At 63.4% G+C, this 16,893-nt stretch carries 17 protein-coding genes, 1 tRNA gene and 1 rRNA gene; 7 read left to right on the top strand and 12 right to left on the bottom strand.

Annotation, left to right across the window (positions count from 1 at the left end):
• Positions 1-132: 132 nt before the first annotated feature.
• The 3 genes from rrf (at position 133) to FJV77_RS13830 (ending at position 1,302) form a co-directional block, all read left to right on the top strand.
• Positions 133-247, top strand: a 5S ribosomal RNA gene (gene rrf, locus FJV77_RS13840).
• Positions 248-476: 229 nt separating this feature from the next.
• Positions 477-553 (top strand) — tRNA-Met (locus FJV77_RS13835).
• Positions 554-906: 353 nt separating this feature from the next.
• The gene (locus tag FJV77_RS13830) at positions 907-1,302 is read left to right on the top strand and encodes a RidA family protein (protein ID WP_142867351.1); all 396 of its coding nucleotides are present in this window, start codon (positions 907-909) and stop codon (positions 1,300-1,302) included.
• A 441-nt stretch (positions 1,303-1,743) separates the two neighbouring features.
• Here FJV77_RS13830 and FJV77_RS13820 read toward each other — a convergent pair whose 3' ends face one another.
• The 9 genes from FJV77_RS13820 to FJV77_RS13780 all read right to left on the bottom strand — a co-directional run bounded on the left by FJV77_RS13820 (position 1,744) and on the right by FJV77_RS13780 (position 9,631).
• Positions 1,744-3,252, bottom strand: coding sequence for an aldehyde dehydrogenase family protein (locus FJV77_RS13820; protein ID WP_142867362.1), 1,509 nt, complete (start codon positions 3,250-3,252; stop codon positions 1,744-1,746).
• Between the two features lie 20 nt (positions 3,253-3,272).
• Complete coding sequence (locus tag FJV77_RS13815; RefSeq protein ID WP_142867349.1) at positions 3,273-3,617, bottom strand: cupin domain-containing protein; 345 nt, start codon at positions 3,615-3,617, stop codon at positions 3,273-3,275.
• Positions 3,618-3,634: 17 nt separating this feature from the next.
• Positions 3,635-3,976, bottom strand: a complete 342-nt coding sequence (locus FJV77_RS13810; RefSeq protein WP_142867348.1) for a cupin domain-containing protein — start codon at positions 3,974-3,976, stop codon at positions 3,635-3,637.
• Between the two features lie 103 nt (positions 3,977-4,079).
• On the bottom strand, positions 4,080-4,430 hold the full coding sequence (locus FJV77_RS13805; RefSeq protein ID WP_142867347.1) for a cupin domain-containing protein: 351 nt from the start codon (positions 4,428-4,430) through the stop codon (positions 4,080-4,082).
• Complete coding sequence (locus FJV77_RS13800) at positions 4,427-5,701, bottom strand: glycosyltransferase (RefSeq protein WP_142867346.1); 1,275 nt, start codon at positions 5,699-5,701, stop codon at positions 4,427-4,429. Before FJV77_RS13800 ends, FJV77_RS13805 begins: the two co-directional genes overlap by 4 nt.
• 12 nt (positions 5,702-5,713) lie before the next feature.
• The gene (locus FJV77_RS13795) at positions 5,714-6,787 is read right to left on the bottom strand and encodes an ABC transporter ATP-binding protein (RefSeq protein ID WP_142867345.1); all 1,074 of its coding nucleotides are present in this window, start codon (positions 6,785-6,787) and stop codon (positions 5,714-5,716) included.
• Positions 6,784-7,575, bottom strand: coding sequence for an ABC transporter permease (locus tag FJV77_RS13790; RefSeq protein WP_142867344.1), 792 nt, complete (start codon positions 7,573-7,575; stop codon positions 6,784-6,786). The genes FJV77_RS13795 and FJV77_RS13790 overlap by 4 nt, the downstream gene beginning before the upstream one ends.
• A gap of 57 nt (positions 7,576-7,632) precedes the next feature.
• On the bottom strand, positions 7,633-8,475 hold the full coding sequence (locus FJV77_RS13785) for an ABC transporter permease (protein ID WP_142867361.1): 843 nt from the start codon (positions 8,473-8,475) through the stop codon (positions 7,633-7,635).
• A gap of 91 nt (positions 8,476-8,566) precedes the next feature.
• Positions 8,567-9,631 (bottom strand): spermidine/putrescine ABC transporter substrate-binding protein, encoded by a 1,065-nt coding sequence (locus FJV77_RS13780; protein ID WP_142867343.1) that lies wholly within the window; start codon positions 9,629-9,631, stop codon positions 8,567-8,569.
• A 238-nt stretch (positions 9,632-9,869) separates the two neighbouring features.
• Here FJV77_RS13780 and FJV77_RS13775 point away from each other — a divergent pair, with 238 nt between their 5' ends.
• From FJV77_RS13775 to FJV77_RS13760, 4 genes are read left to right on the top strand one after another with little or no spacing between them, the layout of a single operon-like run.
• A complete protein-coding gene (locus tag FJV77_RS13775) occupies positions 9,870-10,808 on the top strand; it encodes a GntR family transcriptional regulator (RefSeq protein WP_142867342.1) in 939 nt (312 codons plus the stop codon).
• 10 nt (positions 10,809-10,818) lie between these two features.
• Entirely contained in the window at positions 10,819-12,102 is a 1,284-nt protein-coding gene (locus tag FJV77_RS13770; protein ID WP_142867341.1) for a glycosyltransferase, read from the top strand.
• Between the two features lie 6 nt (positions 12,103-12,108).
• Entirely contained in the window at positions 12,109-13,491 is a 1,383-nt protein-coding gene (locus FJV77_RS13765) for a glutamine synthetase family protein (protein WP_142867340.1), read from the top strand.
• Between the two features lie 2 nt (positions 13,492-13,493).
• On the top strand, positions 13,494-14,795 hold the full coding sequence (locus FJV77_RS13760; RefSeq protein ID WP_142867339.1) for an FAD-binding oxidoreductase: 1,302 nt from the start codon (positions 13,494-13,496) through the stop codon (positions 14,793-14,795).
• Between the two features lie 35 nt (positions 14,796-14,830).
• Here the strand turns inward: FJV77_RS13760 and FJV77_RS32350 are convergent, their stop codons facing one another.
• Genes FJV77_RS32350 through FJV77_RS13750 form a run of 3 tightly spaced genes read right to left on the bottom strand, consistent with a single transcriptional unit; the run spans position 14,831 to position 16,892 of the window.
• Positions 14,831-14,995: a hypothetical protein gene (locus tag FJV77_RS32350; protein WP_185970307.1), complete on the bottom strand. Its 165-nt coding sequence runs from the start codon at positions 14,993-14,995 to the stop codon at positions 14,831-14,833.
• Positions 14,992-16,047, bottom strand: coding sequence for an ABC transporter ATP-binding protein (locus FJV77_RS13755; protein WP_142867338.1), 1,056 nt, complete (start codon positions 16,045-16,047; stop codon positions 14,992-14,994). The genes FJV77_RS32350 and FJV77_RS13755 overlap by 4 nt, the downstream gene beginning before the upstream one ends.
• Before the next feature lie 11 nt (positions 16,048-16,058).
• Positions 16,059-16,892, bottom strand: coding sequence for a carbohydrate ABC transporter permease (locus FJV77_RS13750; RefSeq protein ID WP_142867337.1), 834 nt, complete (start codon positions 16,890-16,892; stop codon positions 16,059-16,061).
• Position 16,893 lies beyond the last annotated feature (1 nt).

Genomic DNA, 16,893 nt, shown 5'->3' with positions numbered 1-16,893 from the left:
AACTGTGGATGTCGCTCAGGCACGAAAAGACAGGCATCTGGCACAAGCTGATAGCGAGTGGGTATTGCCTACTCACTATTCCCTACTGCCTAATCCCTAACCCAGCTTCTCGAATAACGTGCGTTTTGCCGACCTGGTGGTTATGGCGGAGCGGCTGCACCCGATCCCATTCCGAACTCGGCCGTGAAACGCTCCAGCGCTGATGGTACTTCGTCTCAAGACGCGGGAGAGTAGGTCGCTGCCAGGTCTGCCAAACGCACGTTGAACTCACATCCAGAAATTGGATGAAGTGAAATCTTCTCATTACGATTTTTGTGATGCATGTCGTCGTCCCAAAACCGCTACCCACTTTTGGGCGACATGCATAAGGCCCGCCAACGGGAACCCGGGCCGCGCAAGCGGCCCTTTCATTTGGTGAGCCATCTACATATCTATAGGGCCATCCTATTTGTAGGCATCGGCCTACACAAAGTTGACGCGGGGTGGAGCAGCCCGGTAGCTCGTCAGGCTCATAACCTGAAGGTCACAGGTTCAAATCCTGTCCCCGCAACCAACATCAAAAAAGCCCGCCACAAGCGGGCTTTTTTGTATTTTGCTGTGGGGGCCGGCCGGGTTGGTTCAACCACCGCCGCCTGCTCGAGCCTGTCGGTAACATTCCGTCTGGCGGAAGATCCATGCTGCGCCATGCTCGACGCGGAGTGCATGGCAGCCTAACTTAACCCTTGGGTTCCGACGAACCTAGGGCGGTTCAGTGCGCGGCGATGCTCACATGCGGACGCTTGCGGTTGTATAAGTGAGTTTGTGACGGAGCGCTCGCTTCGGCGACAATGCCGTAGATCCGCAAATAGACCCTCGTATTTTGATCTGCGCGAAGCAACCCGTCAGTCATAGCAGGAGACCTATTCAATGCCGCTCGAATGCATAAATCCCAGTGATCTGCCGATTCCGGAAATGTACAGCCAGGTCGTCGTCGCGACAGGAACCAAGCTGGTGTTCGTCTCGGGCCAGCAGCCGGAAGACATACACGGCAAGCTCGTTGGCCATGGTGATTTCGCAGCCCAGGCGCGCCTGGCATTCGGGAATCTTGGCCGTGCGCTTGCTGCCGCCGGCGCTCGGCCTGAGCAGGTCTGCAAGATCACAATTTACATCGTCGATTACAAACGCGACGAACACGTGCCGATCATCGAACAGGCCCAGATCGAGCTGTTCGGGGATCACAAGCCAGCAAACGTCGTGGTCGGGATAGCTGTGATGTCTCCCGGCTACCTGATAGAGATCGATGCGATCGCAGTCATCGGCTAAGCGAGGACGAGCCAAGTCGCCAAACCAATCCCGGACCCCTGATTTCTTGACCGAGATCGGGTCGGTCTACTCTCTCGATGAAATTGGCGCGATCAGCGAGATCTGCCGGCCCGGCCAGCTGATATCGGAGGGGTCAGGTACTCAGGTCGTTGGGCCAAGCGGCTGCAAACTTCGGCGATAGCGATCAGGCGGGTGAAAGCCTGCGACAACGAAGGCGCCGATTCATAGCCGACCGCTCGTCCGATCTCGTCAATAGTGCGATTGGTTTCCCTGAGCGCCTTGGCCGCGAGATTCATCCGCCATCGCGCGACATAGGCCAGCGGTGGCTCTCCAACCAGTCGCGTGAACCGCCGCGCGAACGTAGCCCGTGATTGGCTGGCAAGGCAGTCCATTCAAGGCGAGCGAGCGGCGTCGGCTGACGCAAAGCTCTGCCGGATCATCTCATACGTGCTTGCGGCCGCCGGTCTCGCGGAACCAGCTGTCGGAGTAGGGGTACCACCAGTCCTGGATCGCCGGCTTGTGGTCGATGATGACCATCTTCGAGCGCCGGAAGGCGTCGAGCCCCTGCCGGCCGAGCTCGCGGCCAAGGCCTGATGCCTTCCAGCCGCCGAAGGGCAGGGCGTCATTGTCGATCAGCGGATTGTTGACCCAGACCATGCCGGCTTCGAGCCGCTCGGCAGCCTCATGCGCTTCGGCGAGGTCTGTGGTGAACACCGACGCGCCAAGCCCGAACGGGCTGTCATTGGCAAGCCGGATCGCCTCGTCGAAATCCCTCACGCGGCAGATCGCGGCGACCGGCCCGAAACACTCTTCGCGCACGATCGCCATATCGGGGGTGACGTCGGTCAGGATCGTCGGTTCGTAGAACCAGCCGGTATTGTGCGCCGGCGGGATGCGCCCTCCCGTCACTGCCTTGGCGCCGCTACGGATAGCATCGTTGACCAGCCGCATCACCTTTGCCCTCGCGGCCTCGCTGACCAGCGGGCCGATCTCGGTCTTGTCCATGCCGTTGCCGATGCGCAGCGCTCGCGTCTTCTCGGCGAACAGCTCAACGAAGCGATCGTGCACCGAGTCCACGACAAAGAAGCGCTCGGCCGAGGTGCAGACCTGGCCGGTCAGGTGAAAGGCAGCGGTGACGCTGCCGGCCGCCGCCACGTCGAGCGGCGCGTGTTCGCTGATGATCAGCGGATCGCTGCCGCCGGCCTCGATGACGCAAGGCTTCATGCGTTCGGCGCAGGCGACCGCCACTGCCTTGCCGGCAGCGACCGAGCCGGTGAAGGCCACCGCATGGGTGCGGTCTGACGCGATCAGCGCCTGCGCGGTGGCGGCTGCGCCGGGCAGGCAGGAGACAAGCCCCTCCGGCAGCGAGCGGAATACGCTCATATAGTCGAGCGTCGACAGCGTCGTCGCCTCGGCCGGCTTGATGATGCAGGCATTGCCGGCGGCAAGCGAAGCCGCCACCGTCCAGCACATTAGCAGGATCGGGAAATTGTAGGGCATGATGTGGACCGAGACGCCGTACGGCTCGTAGCGCGCATATTGGAACGAGCCGGCCTGCGTCGTGCCGGCCACCTTGCCGGCATCATCACGCGCCATCTCGGCATAGTAGCGGAAGATCGGCGCACAATTGGCGATCTCGCCGATCGCCTCCGGATAAGGCTTGCCCATCTCGCGGACCATCACTTCGGCGCATCGGGTGAAGTCGGCCGCCTCGATGGCATTGGCGACCGCATGCAGGTGCTTGGCCCGGCTCTTGGCGTCGAGTTTTTTCCAGGCGGCCTGCGCCTTGGTTGCAGCACGCAGCACGGCATCGATCTCGCTATCGCTGGCCGCAGCGATCGCGCCGACCGTTTCCAACGTCGCCGGATCGATCACCGGTTTTGCCGCCCCGGTCATCGGCCGGTAGTCCGGGTTGACGAAGAAGGTCGGCCGGTCGGCGGAGAAATGCATGGACATCCTCTCAGATCCGCTCAGCGAATCATGTAGACCTTCTTGATCGTCTCATGGACGGTGCAGACGCCTTTCCAGTCCTGCGGGAAGAAGGCAGCCGTGTCCGGCTCGATCTCGATGACCTCGCCGGATTCATGGACATAGGTGCAGCGTCCCTCGAGGAAGTGGCAGAACTCGTCGCGGGTGACGTGGCAATGCCATTTGCCCGGGGTGCAGACCCACAGCCCGCATTCGGAGCGGCCTTCCGGCCCCTTGTAGAGCAGCTTGCCCGAGGTGCGGGACTCACCCTCGATCATCGTCGGGATGACGCCCCAGTCGACCAGGTCGGTAATGGCAAGCGGGGATTGCATGGTGGGCGTGGTCATAGCGATTTCCTTGGAGGTCAGCGGCACATGAAGGCCTTGGTCAGGGTATCAGTGATTCTGGAAGTACCGGTCCAGCCGGCGGGGAAGAACACTAGCGTGCCGGCCTCGACCGGGATCTCTTCGCCATGATCGTGGATATAGCTGCCGTGGCCCGACAGGAAATGGCAGAACTCGTCGGCGGCAAAGATGACTTTTCGCGAGCCCGGCGTGCACGACCACAGGCCGCATTCGCTCGAACCGTCAGGGTTCTGCGACAGGATCTTGCCCGAAGCGCGCGGCGATCCCGATATCGTGTTGCTGCCCACGCCCCAATCCTCCAAGTCCACGGCCGAGGCCTTTGGCCAGTGCGGTGTCGACATGTCGTGTAGCTCCGTTGCTGTGGTCTTGCTTGAGCATGATCTCTGGACAAAACGGTTCCCGTTTGTCGGAGAAAACCGGCTTCCACTTTTCGGGATCATGCTTTCAGGCCAGCATATAGACGTTGCGCATAGTCTCATGCACCGTGCATTCGCCCGTCCAGCCGGCGGGGAACATGACCACGGTCCCGGCCGCGATTTCTATCACCTCGCCGACATCCGAGCGGTAGGTCGCGCGGCCGGAAACGAAATGGCACAATTCGTCGCGCGGAATGCTCAGGCGCCAACGGCCGGGCGTGCACACCCAGATGCCGGATTCCGGCTGGTTGTTCGGCCCTTTGTGCACCAGCCTGCCGGTCGAGTGCGAAGCACCGTCCAGCGCATCGGCTTGCGTGCCCCAGTCGACGAGATCAGTGCGGGTGGAGGCCTGGTAGAGGTGCGGGGCAGACGAGGTCACAACAGCGCCTCCAGCAAGCCGGCAGCCTTCTCCGGGCCGTTCTGCGCCTGCATCTGCGCCGAGGTCTTCGCCAGCTTGGCCCTCATCTTCGGGTCGGTCAGGCACGTCTCGATCCTGCTGATCAGCTGGGCATCGCTCCAGTCGTAGCGCGGCATGCCGAAGCCATGGCCGGTTTCCTGGACCCGGGTGGCATTGTCGTGGCCGTCCCAGACATAGGGCATGATGATTGCCGGCTTGCCGAAATAGAGGCACTCGGTGAACGAGTTGTTGCCGCCATGGTGGATGACGGCATCGACCTGCGGAATGACCGACGGCTGCGGGAACCAGCTCTCGACGATGACGTTGCGCGGCACATCCGTATACTGGTCCTTGTAGCCGCCGACATTGACCAGTGCGCGGTAGCGGGTCTTGGCCAGCGTTGCGATGATGCGCTTCAACAGATCGACATCGCCGGCGCCCAGGCTGCCGAAAGAGACATAGAGCAGCGGCCCGTCATTGCTCTCGGCAAAGGTCGGCACGGTGTACGGCTTTTCCTGCCGCACGCAGCCTTCGAGATACTGGAACTTCGCCGGGTCGAGTGGATGGCGGCGCTTGAATTTCGCCGCCTCGGGATAGAGCAGCAGATTGAGATAGGGCGAGGCCTCGAAGAACTGGCCGATCGGATAGGGCGCCTCATTGTTGGCGGTAAGGAAAGCGTTGAAGTCGTCATGGATCGGCTTGATCACCGCGTTGAAGTGATCGCGGTAGCGCTGGTGGCCGACGTGGTCGTTCTCGCCGCAGCCTGAGAGATGCGGCGGGATGTCCTCATCCTCGATCTCGTTTTCCGAGCAGGAGATGACGCGCACCCACGGCTTGCCATACTGCTTGATCGCCGGGAACAGGATGACGTTGTCGACGCAGATCACATCCGGCTTGATCGCGGCCAGCACGCGCGGCAGATCCTTCTGCGCCCACTTGGCGCTATCGACGATCGCGGTCCAGCAATCCTTCACATAATTGTCGACCTGATCGTAGGGCGATTTGCGGAAGTTCGGGATGTGGCCGTTGATGAAGTCTTCCCAGAACTTCGCCATTTGCTCTGGCGGCATCGGCTCGGACAGGTTTACCGGATGCGCTTCGAAGCCATAACCCTTGTAGACCTCGACGAAGCCGGGATCGGACAGGAACACGGCCTTGTGGCCGCGTGCCTCGACGGCCTGGGCGATGCCGACGGAATTGAGCGCCGGGCCGTAGGCGGCTTCCGGAAAAAACGCGATCGTCTTCTGCGCCATCAGGCTTCTCCTCTATTCCCCAAAAATTCTGACATCGGCTGCATCCCAGCCGAGCTCGACCTCGTCGCCCGCCGAGACCGGCCGACGGTCGGCGGCATCGGCGGTGACGCGTACCAGAAACGGTTTCGGCGACAGCGGCGTGCGGACATGCAACTGCAGGTCGAGGCCCTGATAGGCCAGCGCCTCGACCGTGCCGGTGGTGCGGTTGGCGGCGTCGGCCGACGGAAACAGCCGGATGCGTTCGGGCCGCACCGAAGCGACGGCGGAAGCGCCAGGCGCAAGCGTGGCGGGTACCTTGCCGGCGATGCGCACGCCGTTCGCCGCGATCACGCCATCGGCTGATACCTTGCCCGGCACGAAATTCATGACGCCGATGAAGTCGGCAACGAAACGGCCGGCGGGGTGTTCATAGATCGCATGCGGCGTGTCGCATTGCAGCAGCCTGCCGTCCTTCAGCACCGCCATGCGGTCGGCCATGACCAGCGATTCTTCCTGGTCGTGGGTGACGATGACGAAGGTGATGCCGACTTCGTGCTGCAGGCGCTTCAGTTCCAGCTGCATGGCGCCGCGCAGCTTCTTGTCGAGGGCGCCGAGCGGTTCGTCGAGCAACAGCAGCCGCGGCCGCTTGACCAGCGCGCGGGCGAGCGCCACGCGTTGCTTCTGGCCGCCCGACAATTGCTCCGGCTTGCGGTCGGCGAAGGGGCCGAGCTCGGTGGTGGCCAGGATGGCATCGACGCGGGAGCGAATCTCAGCCTTCTGCAGATGCTCCATCTCCAGCCCATAGGAGACGTTGGCGCGCACGCTCATATGCGGGAACAGCGCGTAGGACTGGAACATCAGATTGACCGGGCGCTTGTTGGGCGGGGTTCTCGCGATGTCGCGGCCGTCGAGCAGGATGCGCCCGTCCGTGGGCGTCTCGAAGCCGGCGAGCATGCGCAGCAGCGTGGTCTTGCCGCAGCCGGAAGGGCCGAGCAGCGCGAAGAATTCGTTTTCCCGGATGTCGAGCGAGATGCCGTCGACTGCGGTGACGCGGCCGAAATTCTTCGACACATGATCAATGGCCAGCAGCGTGCGCGGTTCGCTCATTGGCCGATGATCCCACGGTTGAGCCGCTGCGACAGGGTGAGCGCAGTGATCGAGACCGCCATGACGATGGTCGCCAGCGCATTGATCTCCGGCGTGATGCCGAAGCGGATCATGGCGTAGATCTGCATCGGCAGCGTGGTCGAGGCGCGGCCGGCGCCGGCGGTGAAGAAGGCGATGATGAATTCGTCGACCGATAGCGTGAAGGCAAGCAGCGCGCCGGCGATCACTGCTGGCGCGATCACCGGCAAGGTCACGCGCCGGAAAGTGGTGACGGCCGAGGCGCCGAGATCGGCGGAAGCCTCGACGATCGACCAGTCGAAACTCTTCAGCCTGGCGCGCACCACCGAGCAGACGAAGGCGAGGTTGAAGACGACATGGGCGAGGATGATGGTGTGCAGGCCCATGGTCAAATTGAGCATGGAGAAGAACGACAAGAGCGCGATCGCCAGCACGATGTCGGGGATGATCATCGGTGCGAAGATCAGGGCCTCCAGGCCCTTGCCGTATTGCCGGCGCATTTCGACGCCGATCGCCAGCAACGTGCCGAGCAGCGTAGCGATGGCGGTCGAGACCAGCGCCACGATCAGCGTGTTGAGCGCGGCGGACAGGATGGCGGAATTGCCGGCCAGCGAGGCATACCATTTCAGCGAAAAGCCCGACCATGCCGTCGGCAAGCCGCCTTCGTTGAAGGACAACGCTACGAGCACGGCGATCGGGATGTATAGGAAGGCGAAGACGAGAACGAGGATCGTCCGCATGCCGAGAGTGCGGGTCAAGGATTGGTTCATCGCGAGCCTCCGATAGTTTGGAGCCGCGTGAACGGGGAGAAGGCAAGGAAGGTGTACTTAGCCATCGGCGCCACCGTTTGCCTCAGCTGCCCGCCCCGCGGCGCGGTCGGCGGCGAGCGCCTGCGCCATCAGCACCAGCAGCATGATGGCGATCAGCGCCATGGCCAGCGCTGCGCCGAACGGCCAGTCATTGGCGGTCAGGAACTGGTCGTAGACGAGGTTGCCGATCATCTGGAAACGGCCGCCGCCCAGCAGCGCCGGGGTGACAAAATTGCCGATCGACAGCACGAAGACGAAGACAGCACCCGCCGCGATGCCCGGCACCGTCAACGGCAGGATGACTCGGCGAAATGTCGTGGCGGCCGAAGCGCCGAGGTCGCGCGAGGCCTCGGCGAGCTCCGGGTTGAGGCGTGACAGCGGCGCGTAGCAGGCGAGGATGACAAAGGGCAGATAGTTGTAGACCAGGCCGGCGATGACGGCGCCTTCGGTGTAGAGCATCGACGGCGGCTCGCCTGTGTAACCGAACCAGCGCAAGAGCTGCGTGATCAGCCCTTCGCGGTTGAGCAGCACGATCCAGGCATAGGTGCGGATCAGATAGTTGGACCAAAACGGCAGCACGGCGAAGAACAGGAACACCGGCTGCCACCGGCGCGGCGCGGCCGCGATGGCGTAGGCAGCGGCATAGCCGATCACCACGGCAATCAGCGTCGCCGTGCCGGCGATGCGCGCCGATTTGAGGAAGATGCCGGCATAGAGCGGGTCGAAGACCAGTCCGAAATTTTCCAGCGTGAAGGTGTAGTCGATGCCGCCATAGATGCCGCGCCGGAAAAAGGCGAGCGCCAGCACCAGTGCGCACGGCACCACCATCAGCGCGGTCAGCCAGACCAGCGCCGGAGCCATCAGCAACGAAGAGCGAAGTCGGGTCTGGGACAATTTCTCGGGTACCGCTCAAGGCCGGCAGCAGAAGCGCCGCCGGCCGTGATGTCTGGGCTTACTGCGCTGCCTTGATCTCGCTGACGATCTTGGAATAGTCGCGCTGGGCTTCGCCGACGTCGCGCAACTGCTCGAACTTGACGAGGTCGGCCACCGGCATCGCCATGTTGGGGAATTTGGCCAGGAAATCGGCCGGCAGGCTTTCCATCGCCGGCTTGTTCGGCACCTTGTAATCGATGTTCTGTGCCGCCCAGGCGTGGTTCTTGGCGTCGAGCATGAAGTTGATGAACTTGAAGGCGTCGTCCTTGTGCTCGGAAGCCTTCATTACCACCATCGTGTCGACCCAGAGGTCCGAGCCTTCCTTGGGGATGACGTATTTGATCTCGGGCTTGTCGGCGATGCCGTAATTGCACCAGCCGTCCCAGGCCTGCACCATCAGCGCCTCGCCGGAAACCAGCTTGGAGTAGAAGGTGGTGTCGTCATAGGCGAGCAGGGTCTTCTTGGCCGAGATCAAGAGGTCCTTGACCTCGGCCATCTTGGCCGGGTCGGTCTCGTTGACCGAATAGCCCTTGTCGAGCTGCCCGGCCGCCAGCAGCCAGCGATCCGTCGCCAGCATGGTGGTCTTGCCCTTCAACTCGTCGGCGGGCGCGAGCAGGTCGCTCCAGCTTGTGGGCGCCGTCTTGACCAGGTCGGAGCGGTAGCACAGGCCCGTCGTGCCCCAGGTGTAGGGGACGGAAAAAGTGTTGCCGACATCATGCGGCAGCTTTGTCGCTTCGGGGTAGAGGTTGGCAAGGTTGGGGATCTTGGCGGGATCGACCGGCTCGGTCAGGCCGAGCTTGTTCAGCACTTCGGCGAAGGGCGAGGAGACGAAGACCACGTCATAGCCCTTGCCGCCGGCGGCAATCAGCTTGCCCATGATCTCTTCATTGGTGGCGTGCACCACCACTTCGCCGGAAACGCCGGTCGCGGTCTTGAAGGCGGCCATGGCGTCGGGCGCCATGTAGCCGTCCCAGTTGGAGATGACGAGGTTGGCGGCGGCAGCCGGCGCCGACAGCGCCAGAGCAAGGCCGAGAGCGATTGAGGATATTTTGAGCGCACGGCGCCGCAGGCTGGTAGCGGTCATGGCAGACTCCCATTCGGTTTGATCGTCGAATTTCATTCGCCGGACCAAGGCCGGCGACCCGTGCCGCTGGCTCGATCCTGTTCCCTCGGTCTTTTCTCGCCGATTGTGCTGACAGTACTATTGCAGAAAAAAGTACGTCAATCCATAATCTGCCAACCGACCGAGGAATCTGACCGATTGCGTTCGCTCGGCGATCGGCCAAACCAAATGCAGTCACTTCCGTCCGCCGGGACCAGTCATGCAAGCCGCAGCCAGACGACCTCGCACCAACCATCTCGATCTGGCGCAGCGCATCCTCGATGTCGCGCGCCAGCGCGGCTTCGAGCCCGGCGCCCGCCTGCCCGAGCAGCAGATCGCCTCGCTGTGCAATGTCTCGCGCACACCGGTGCGCGCCGCACTCAGCCTGCTTGCCGGGCAGGGCGTGGTGCGCTGGGAGGCCGACACGGGTTATCACCTGGCGATCGATCTCGCCGCGCAGCCGGCGATCGCCGCCGAGCTTCCCAGTGCCGAGGAAGACGAGCTTGCCGAAGCGATCCTGCGCGATCGCTCGGCGCGAAGGCTGGACCAGACTGTGACCGTCGCGGGGCTGATGCGACGATACGATGCCGATCGCAAGACGGTACTAAAAGCGCTGAATAAACTGACGGACGAGAATCTGCTCGACCGTGCGCCCGGCCAGTCCTGGCTGTTCCGTCGCACACCGGACGATCCGGAAGCGCAAGGCGAAAGCTATGAATTCCGGCTGCTGATGGAGCCGGCGGCGATCCTGGCGCCTGGCTTCCGGCTGGATGGTGCGCGGGCGGCGGCGTTGCGCCAGGGTATGGAGGTGCTGTCGGCGTTGCCAGACGCAAACTTCGACACGCGCGAGTTCCAGCGACTGGACATGGATTTCCACGGCATGATCGCCGAGGGCTGCGCCAACCGCTTTGTCTCAGATGCGCTGGCCGATCATCTCCGGTTGCGCCGGCTGCCGGGCATCTATGCCGGCGTCAACGTCTTCCGGCTGCGGCAATCGCTGCGCGAACACTTAGGCATACTCGACTATCTTGAAAGCCGGCAGTATGAGGTGGCTGCCGATCTGCTTCGCATCCACCTGCGGCTCTCCCGCAACCAGCGACCGCAAGCGGCCAGCCGCGGAGCTCCCGCACTGTTCGGCATGATCCGCCGGCCGGACTGAAGAGGAATAATTGACGCGTAAAGCCAGCCCGACCATCGCGCTGTTTCCCGAAGCCAGTTTCGGCGCCGCGTTGAATTGCGTCGGTATCGCACAGGCATTGCGCGCACGGGGCGCCCGGCCCGTCTTCATCTGCCATGCCGGTTTCTCCGGTGTCTTTGCCGACTACGGGTTCCAGGAATACCAGCTGCCGACCAACGAGCCGCTGAGCGACAGTGACCGCCAGAGCTACTGGCAGGCGTTCGTGCGCCGGCATCTGCCGCATTTCCGGCTGAGCCCGATCGACCAGCTCGAAACCTATGTCGCGCCGACCTGGCAGGCGATCGTCGACACCGCGGTTAATGCCGAGGCGCCGCTGCGCCAATTGCTGGCGCGGCTGAAGCCCGACGCGGTGGTGCTCGACAACGTCATCATGTTCCCGGCGATCGCAGCGGCCGGCTGTCCGTGGGTGCGTGTCGTCTCCTGCGCCGAGACGGAACTGCCTGATGCCGAAGTGCCGCCTTATCTCTCGGGGATGGCTGCCGACGACCCGCAACGCGAGGCGTTCGAGGCGCGCTATCTGTCGGCCTCGGCGCCGGCGCATGATCGCTTCAACCGTTTTCGCGCGGATTCCGGTCTCGCGCCTTTGCCCAAAGGCCTTTTTCTCGAGACGTCACCCGATCTCAACCTGCTGCTGACGCCGACGATCGTGCGGCGCGAGCGCGCTGAGCCGCTCGACCCGGATCGCTTCGTTTATCTCGAAGGCTGTGTGCGGTCGGAAGGGCCGTTCGAGGTGCCGGTGTTTCCGCGCAATGGCGGGCCGCTGGTCTATGTCAGCTTCGGCAGCCTCGGCGCCATGGATGTCGGGCTGATCGAGCGCATGCTCGCCGTCTTCGACAGGATGCAGGCGCGCTTCATCGTCAATGCCGGCGGACTGCGCGACGCCTATCGCGCGGTGCCGGACAATGTCTATCTCGACGCCTGGTTTCCGCAGCCTTCGGTGGTGGCGAAGTCCGACCTGTTTATTCATCACGGAGGAAACAACAGCTTTTGCGAGGCGCTGCGCTTCGGCGTGCCGTCGCTGATCATGCCCTATTGCTGGGACGGACATGACAATGCGCAACGCGCGGGAGAGACGGGCGTCGGCGACCATATCGGCCGCGACGCCTGGACCGAAGGGGGATTGGAGAGAGCCATTCTCGGCCTGCTGGCCGACGATGTGATGCGCGCCCGCCTCAGGGAGAATGCAGCCCGGATGGCGCTGACCCCTGGAACGAATGTGGCCGCGCAAGCCATACTCTCTCTCATAGGTACGTGAACCAAAATGCAGGACAAAAATACCAACACCACTCTCTTCACCGGCAACGATCCCAAGAGCTGGCTTAACCAGCACGGCATCACGGAAGTCGAGTGTCTTGTGCCCGACATGAACGGCGTGCTGCGCGGCAAGGCGCTGCCGACGGCCAAATTCCTCAAGGCGCTGGAGGACCGCGCGCTCTATCTGCCGAGCAGCGCTTTCCTGGTCAGCATCGACGGCCGCTATTCCGGCTCGATCGATGAGGGCTTTGCCTATCAGGATCCGGACATGCGCATGGTGCCTGACGTCGAGACGCTGTGCTTGGCGCCGGGTGGCGGCGCCGGCAAAGCCTATGTCTTTGCCGACGCCTTCCACATGGACGGCAGGCCATGGATGGCCTCGCCGCGCCACGTGCTGCGCGCCGTGCTCGATCTCTACCGGAAGCGCGGCTGGCGCGCGGTGGTGGCGCCGGAGGTCGAATTCTATCTGACCGCGCCCAACCCCAACCCCGACCAGCCGCTGGTCGCACCGCTTGGCGCCAATGGCCGTGCCGAAGGCTCACAGCATCCTTATGACATGGTGGCGCTGGAGGAATTCGAGCCGGTGATCCGCCGCGTCTATGACTATGCCGCGGCCGCCGGCCTGCCGCTCGACACGCTGATCCATGAATCGGGACCGGGGCAACTGGAGATCAATCTCCTGCATGGCGACGCGGTGTCGCTCGCCGACCAGGTGCTGCTGTTCAAAAGGCTGACGCGCCAGGCCGCGCAACAGAGCGGCATCCATGCCACCTTCATGGCCAAGCCGATCGCCGCGCAAGCCGGCAGCTCGATGCATCTGCACATGTCTGTCATCGATGAGAAGACGGGCACCGCGCTGTTTGCCGACAGCGATGATGCCGACACCGAAATGTTCGGCCATTTCATTGGCGGCCTGCAGAAATACGTCCCGGAAATCATGCCGCTGTTTGCGCCGAACGTGAATTCGTATCGTCGCATCAGGCCGAACCACAGCGCGCCGGCCAACATCGAATGGTCGCATGACAACCGCTCCTGCGGCCTGCGGGTGCCGGCCGGTGGCCGCGCCGCAAGGCGGGTGGAAAACCGGCTGCCGGGTGCGGATTGCAATCCCTATCTGGCGATCGCCGGTTCGCTGCTTGCCGGCTATCTCGGCGTCGTGCAGAAACTGGCGCGCTCGGTGGAAGCATCGGGCAATGCCTACAAGATCAAAAGCACGCTGCCGAAAACCATGGAGGAGGCGCTTGATCGTTTCACCGCTTGCGAGCCGGTGCGGGCATTGCTCGGCGAGGATTTCTTCCAGACCTATCTGCGCGTAAAGAGCGTTGAACTCGACCTGTTCCAGAGCGTGGTGACGAGTTGGGAACGCGACCATTTGTTGCTGAAGGTGTGATCATGGCCTCCAGCTCAACGGGTTTCAATTCCGGTCTCGATATCGGCAAATCCTACTATGTCGCCACCGCCAATCCGGCGCCGGACCATCCGGCGCTGGTGGGCGACGTCGACGCCGATCTGGTGGTGGTCGGCGGCGGCTGCACCGGCCTGTCGGCCGCCCTTCATGCCGCCGAGCGCGGCCTGAAGGTGGTGTTGCTCGAAGGCGGCAAGATCGGCTGGGGGGCATCGGGCCGCAATGGCGGCCAGATGATCCCCGGCCTGCGCAAGGGCGCCAAGGGGCTGGTCAAGCTCTACGGCCCCGAGCGGGCGAAGGCGCTGTTCGACCTCGCCTTCGAGGCGCGCGGCCTGGTGCTCGACGTCATCGAGCGCCATACCATCGATTGCGACCTGAGACTGACCGGTCATCTGGTCGGTGCGATCAACGGCTCCGATCTTAGAGATCTCGAAGAAGAGGCGAAATGCCTCGAAAGCGTGATGAAGTTTCGCGACGTCGAGATCCTGTCGGCGGCGGAAGCGCGGGCCAAGGTCGACACGCCTTACCACGGGGCCATGTATGAGCCGCTTGGCGGCCACATGCACCCACTGAACTACACGCTCGGGCTTGCCCGTGCCGCTGTGGCGGCAGGCGTCACCATCCATGAGAATTCGGTGGCGGTGAAGCTGGAGCGCGAGCCTTCGATCCGGGTCTCGACATCAAAGGGATCAGTGCGGGCCAAACATGTCGTGTTGGCCGGCGATGCGTTGCTGCATGGGCTGGAGCCGCGCGTCAACAGCCGCATCATGCCGGTCGGCAACTACATCGTCGCCACCGAGCCGCTGGAGGGCAAGCGCAACGTCATCCCGGCCAATGTCGCGGTGTCCGACACGCGTTTCGTCGTCAACTACTACCGCATGTCGGCCGACGGACGGTTGCTGTTCGGTGGCGGCGAGCGCTACACGCCGTCGCCGCCGGCCGACATTGCCGGCTTCGTGCGGCCGCATATGGAGGCCACTTTCCCGCAACTGAAGAGCTGCCGCATCGACCATGCCTGGGGCGGGCTGGTCTCAGTGACGACGTCGCGGCTGCCGCATGTCGGGCACTATGGCGAGGTCTATTTCGCGCATGGCTATTCCGGCAAGGGCGTCATCCTGTCGACGCTGTCGGGCAAGCTGCTCGCCGAAGCAATCACCGGCGATGCCTCGCGGCTCGATCTGTTCTCGACGCTGACCCCGATGCCGTTCCCGGGCGGCACGGCGCTGCGTGGTCCGCTCTATGTGCTCGGCATGTTGTGGTACGCCATGCGCGACCGCATCAAGCATTGAGGTTGCTGCTGGCGGGCGGGGACTGGTCTGCGTATTCAGAACCAGATTAGCCAGACAAGCTGTAGGATGACCAGTGCGATGGCGTCCCAGAAAACCAGCTCGCCGGTCGAGAACCAGCGCCGCGACTGGTTGAAGCTGTAGAACAGCCGCCAGACTACTGCGGCGGCCGCCAGCGGCACCAGAGCGAGCAGCGTGCTCACGGCAGCCGTGCTCCCGACATCGCATCGAACACATGCAGCGCTGCCGGCGGAAAGCGCAGGTGCAGCGGCTGGCCGGGATCGTAGGCGCGATCGTCATTCACTGTCCTGACGATCAGTGCGTTTGCCTCGCTCTTGGCGAAGATCAGCACATCGGGTTCGACCGGTTCGACGACGTCGATGGCAAACCGGATCGCATCGCCGGCAGAGGCGTCGACGAGCTGGATCTGCTCCGGGCGGATGCCGAGCACGATGGGACCGTCAGGCTTTCCCGGCAGCGGGCAGCTAAAGCCGTTGGCGTGGAAGACGCCGTTGCGGACATCGCCGTCGAAGGTGTTCATCGCCGGACGGCCGATGAATTCGGCGATGAAGCGGTTGGCCGGCCGCCGATAGATCTCGCGCGGATCGTCATACTGGATCAGCGCGCCTTCGCGCAGCACCGCGACCCTGGTCGCCAGCGTCATCGCCTCCTCCTGGTCGTGGGTGACGAAGACGAAGGTCTTCTTCAGCTCGCGATGCAGCCGCTTCAGCTCGGTGCGCATGTGCAGGCGCAGCAAGGCGTCGAGATTGGACAGCGGCTCGTCCATCAGGCACAGGCTCGGCTGCCAGACCAGGGCGCGGGCGACCGCTACGCGCTGCGCCTGGCCGCCCGACAATTGCGAGGGCCGGCGATCGAGATAGCGGGTGATTTCGAGCAGCCCGGCCATGGCGCGCACGCAACGGTCGAGTTCGGCTGCCGGCATCTTCCGGATGCGCAAGGGATAGGCGATGTTCTCGTAGACGCTCTTGTGGCTGTAAAGCGCGTAGTTCTGGAACACCATGCCCATGCCGCGCAGGCGAGGCGGCAGATCGGTGACATCGCGACCCTCGACCATGATGCGGCCGGCGGTCGGACGTTCGAGGCCGGCAAGCAGCCGGCAGGCTGTCGTCTTGCCGGAGCCCGAGGGGCCGAGCAGGACGAGGAATTCGCCGGGCTCGAAAGCAAGGTCGAGCGCCTGCAGCGCCACCGTCCCGTCCGGGAAGGCCTTGGTGACGCCGTCGAAAACAATTGCCATGCAAGATCCCTTCAACCCTTGACCGCGCCGAAGGTGAGGCCACGGACAAGCTGTTTCTGGACAAGGAACGTGAAAAGCACGATCGGCAGCGTCGCCACGATGGCGACCGCCGCAACCTGTCCCCACAGCGTGCCGTGCGGCGTCACCAGCCCGGGTATGCCGACGGTCAGCGGTCGCCCGTCGAAGGCGACGAGGATGAAAGCGTAGAGGAATTCGTTCCACGACAGGATGAAGCAGAGCACGGCAGTCGCGCCAATACCGGGTGCGGCGAGCGGCGCGACGACGAAGAAGAACGCACCGAGCCGCGAGCGGCCGTCCATCATCGCCGCCTCGTCGATCTCCCGGGGAATTTCGGCGAAGAAACCGCGCATCATCCAGACGACGAGCGACAGGTTGAAGGAGGTGTGGGCGATCACAACGGCATAGATGGTGTCGATCAGGCCGAGCGAGGTGAAGAACAGGAACAGCGGCACGGCAATCGAGATCGGCGGCGCCATGCGCGTGGTCAGGAAGAAGAAGAACAGGTCTTCCTTCCCCGGAAAATCGGAGCGGGCAAAGCCATAGGCGGCCGGCGCACCGATAACGATGCACAGCACCGTTGACGACACCGAGATCAGCACCGAATTGATCGCCAGCGGCCAGTATTCCTTGTCGATGAAGACAGCTGGATAGTTGGCGAGCGTCGGCGCGAAGCTCCATTTCGGCACCGACGACAACAGGTCGACACGGTTCTTGAATGATGCCAGCACCATCCAGACGTAAGGCGTCAAGGCGACCACGACGGCGACCAGCAGCACGGCCCAGGCAAGGCTTTTCCAGGCGCGGTTTGTGGACTGGTCGATCATC

Origin of the sequence: Mesorhizobium sp. WSM4306 (assembly GCF_007003975.1) — a bacterium.
Lineage (GTDB): Bacteria > Pseudomonadota > Alphaproteobacteria > Rhizobiales > Rhizobiaceae > Mesorhizobium.
The sequence above is the reverse complement of the archived record's forward strand: the minus strand, read 5'-3'. Positions and strand labels throughout refer to the sequence as shown.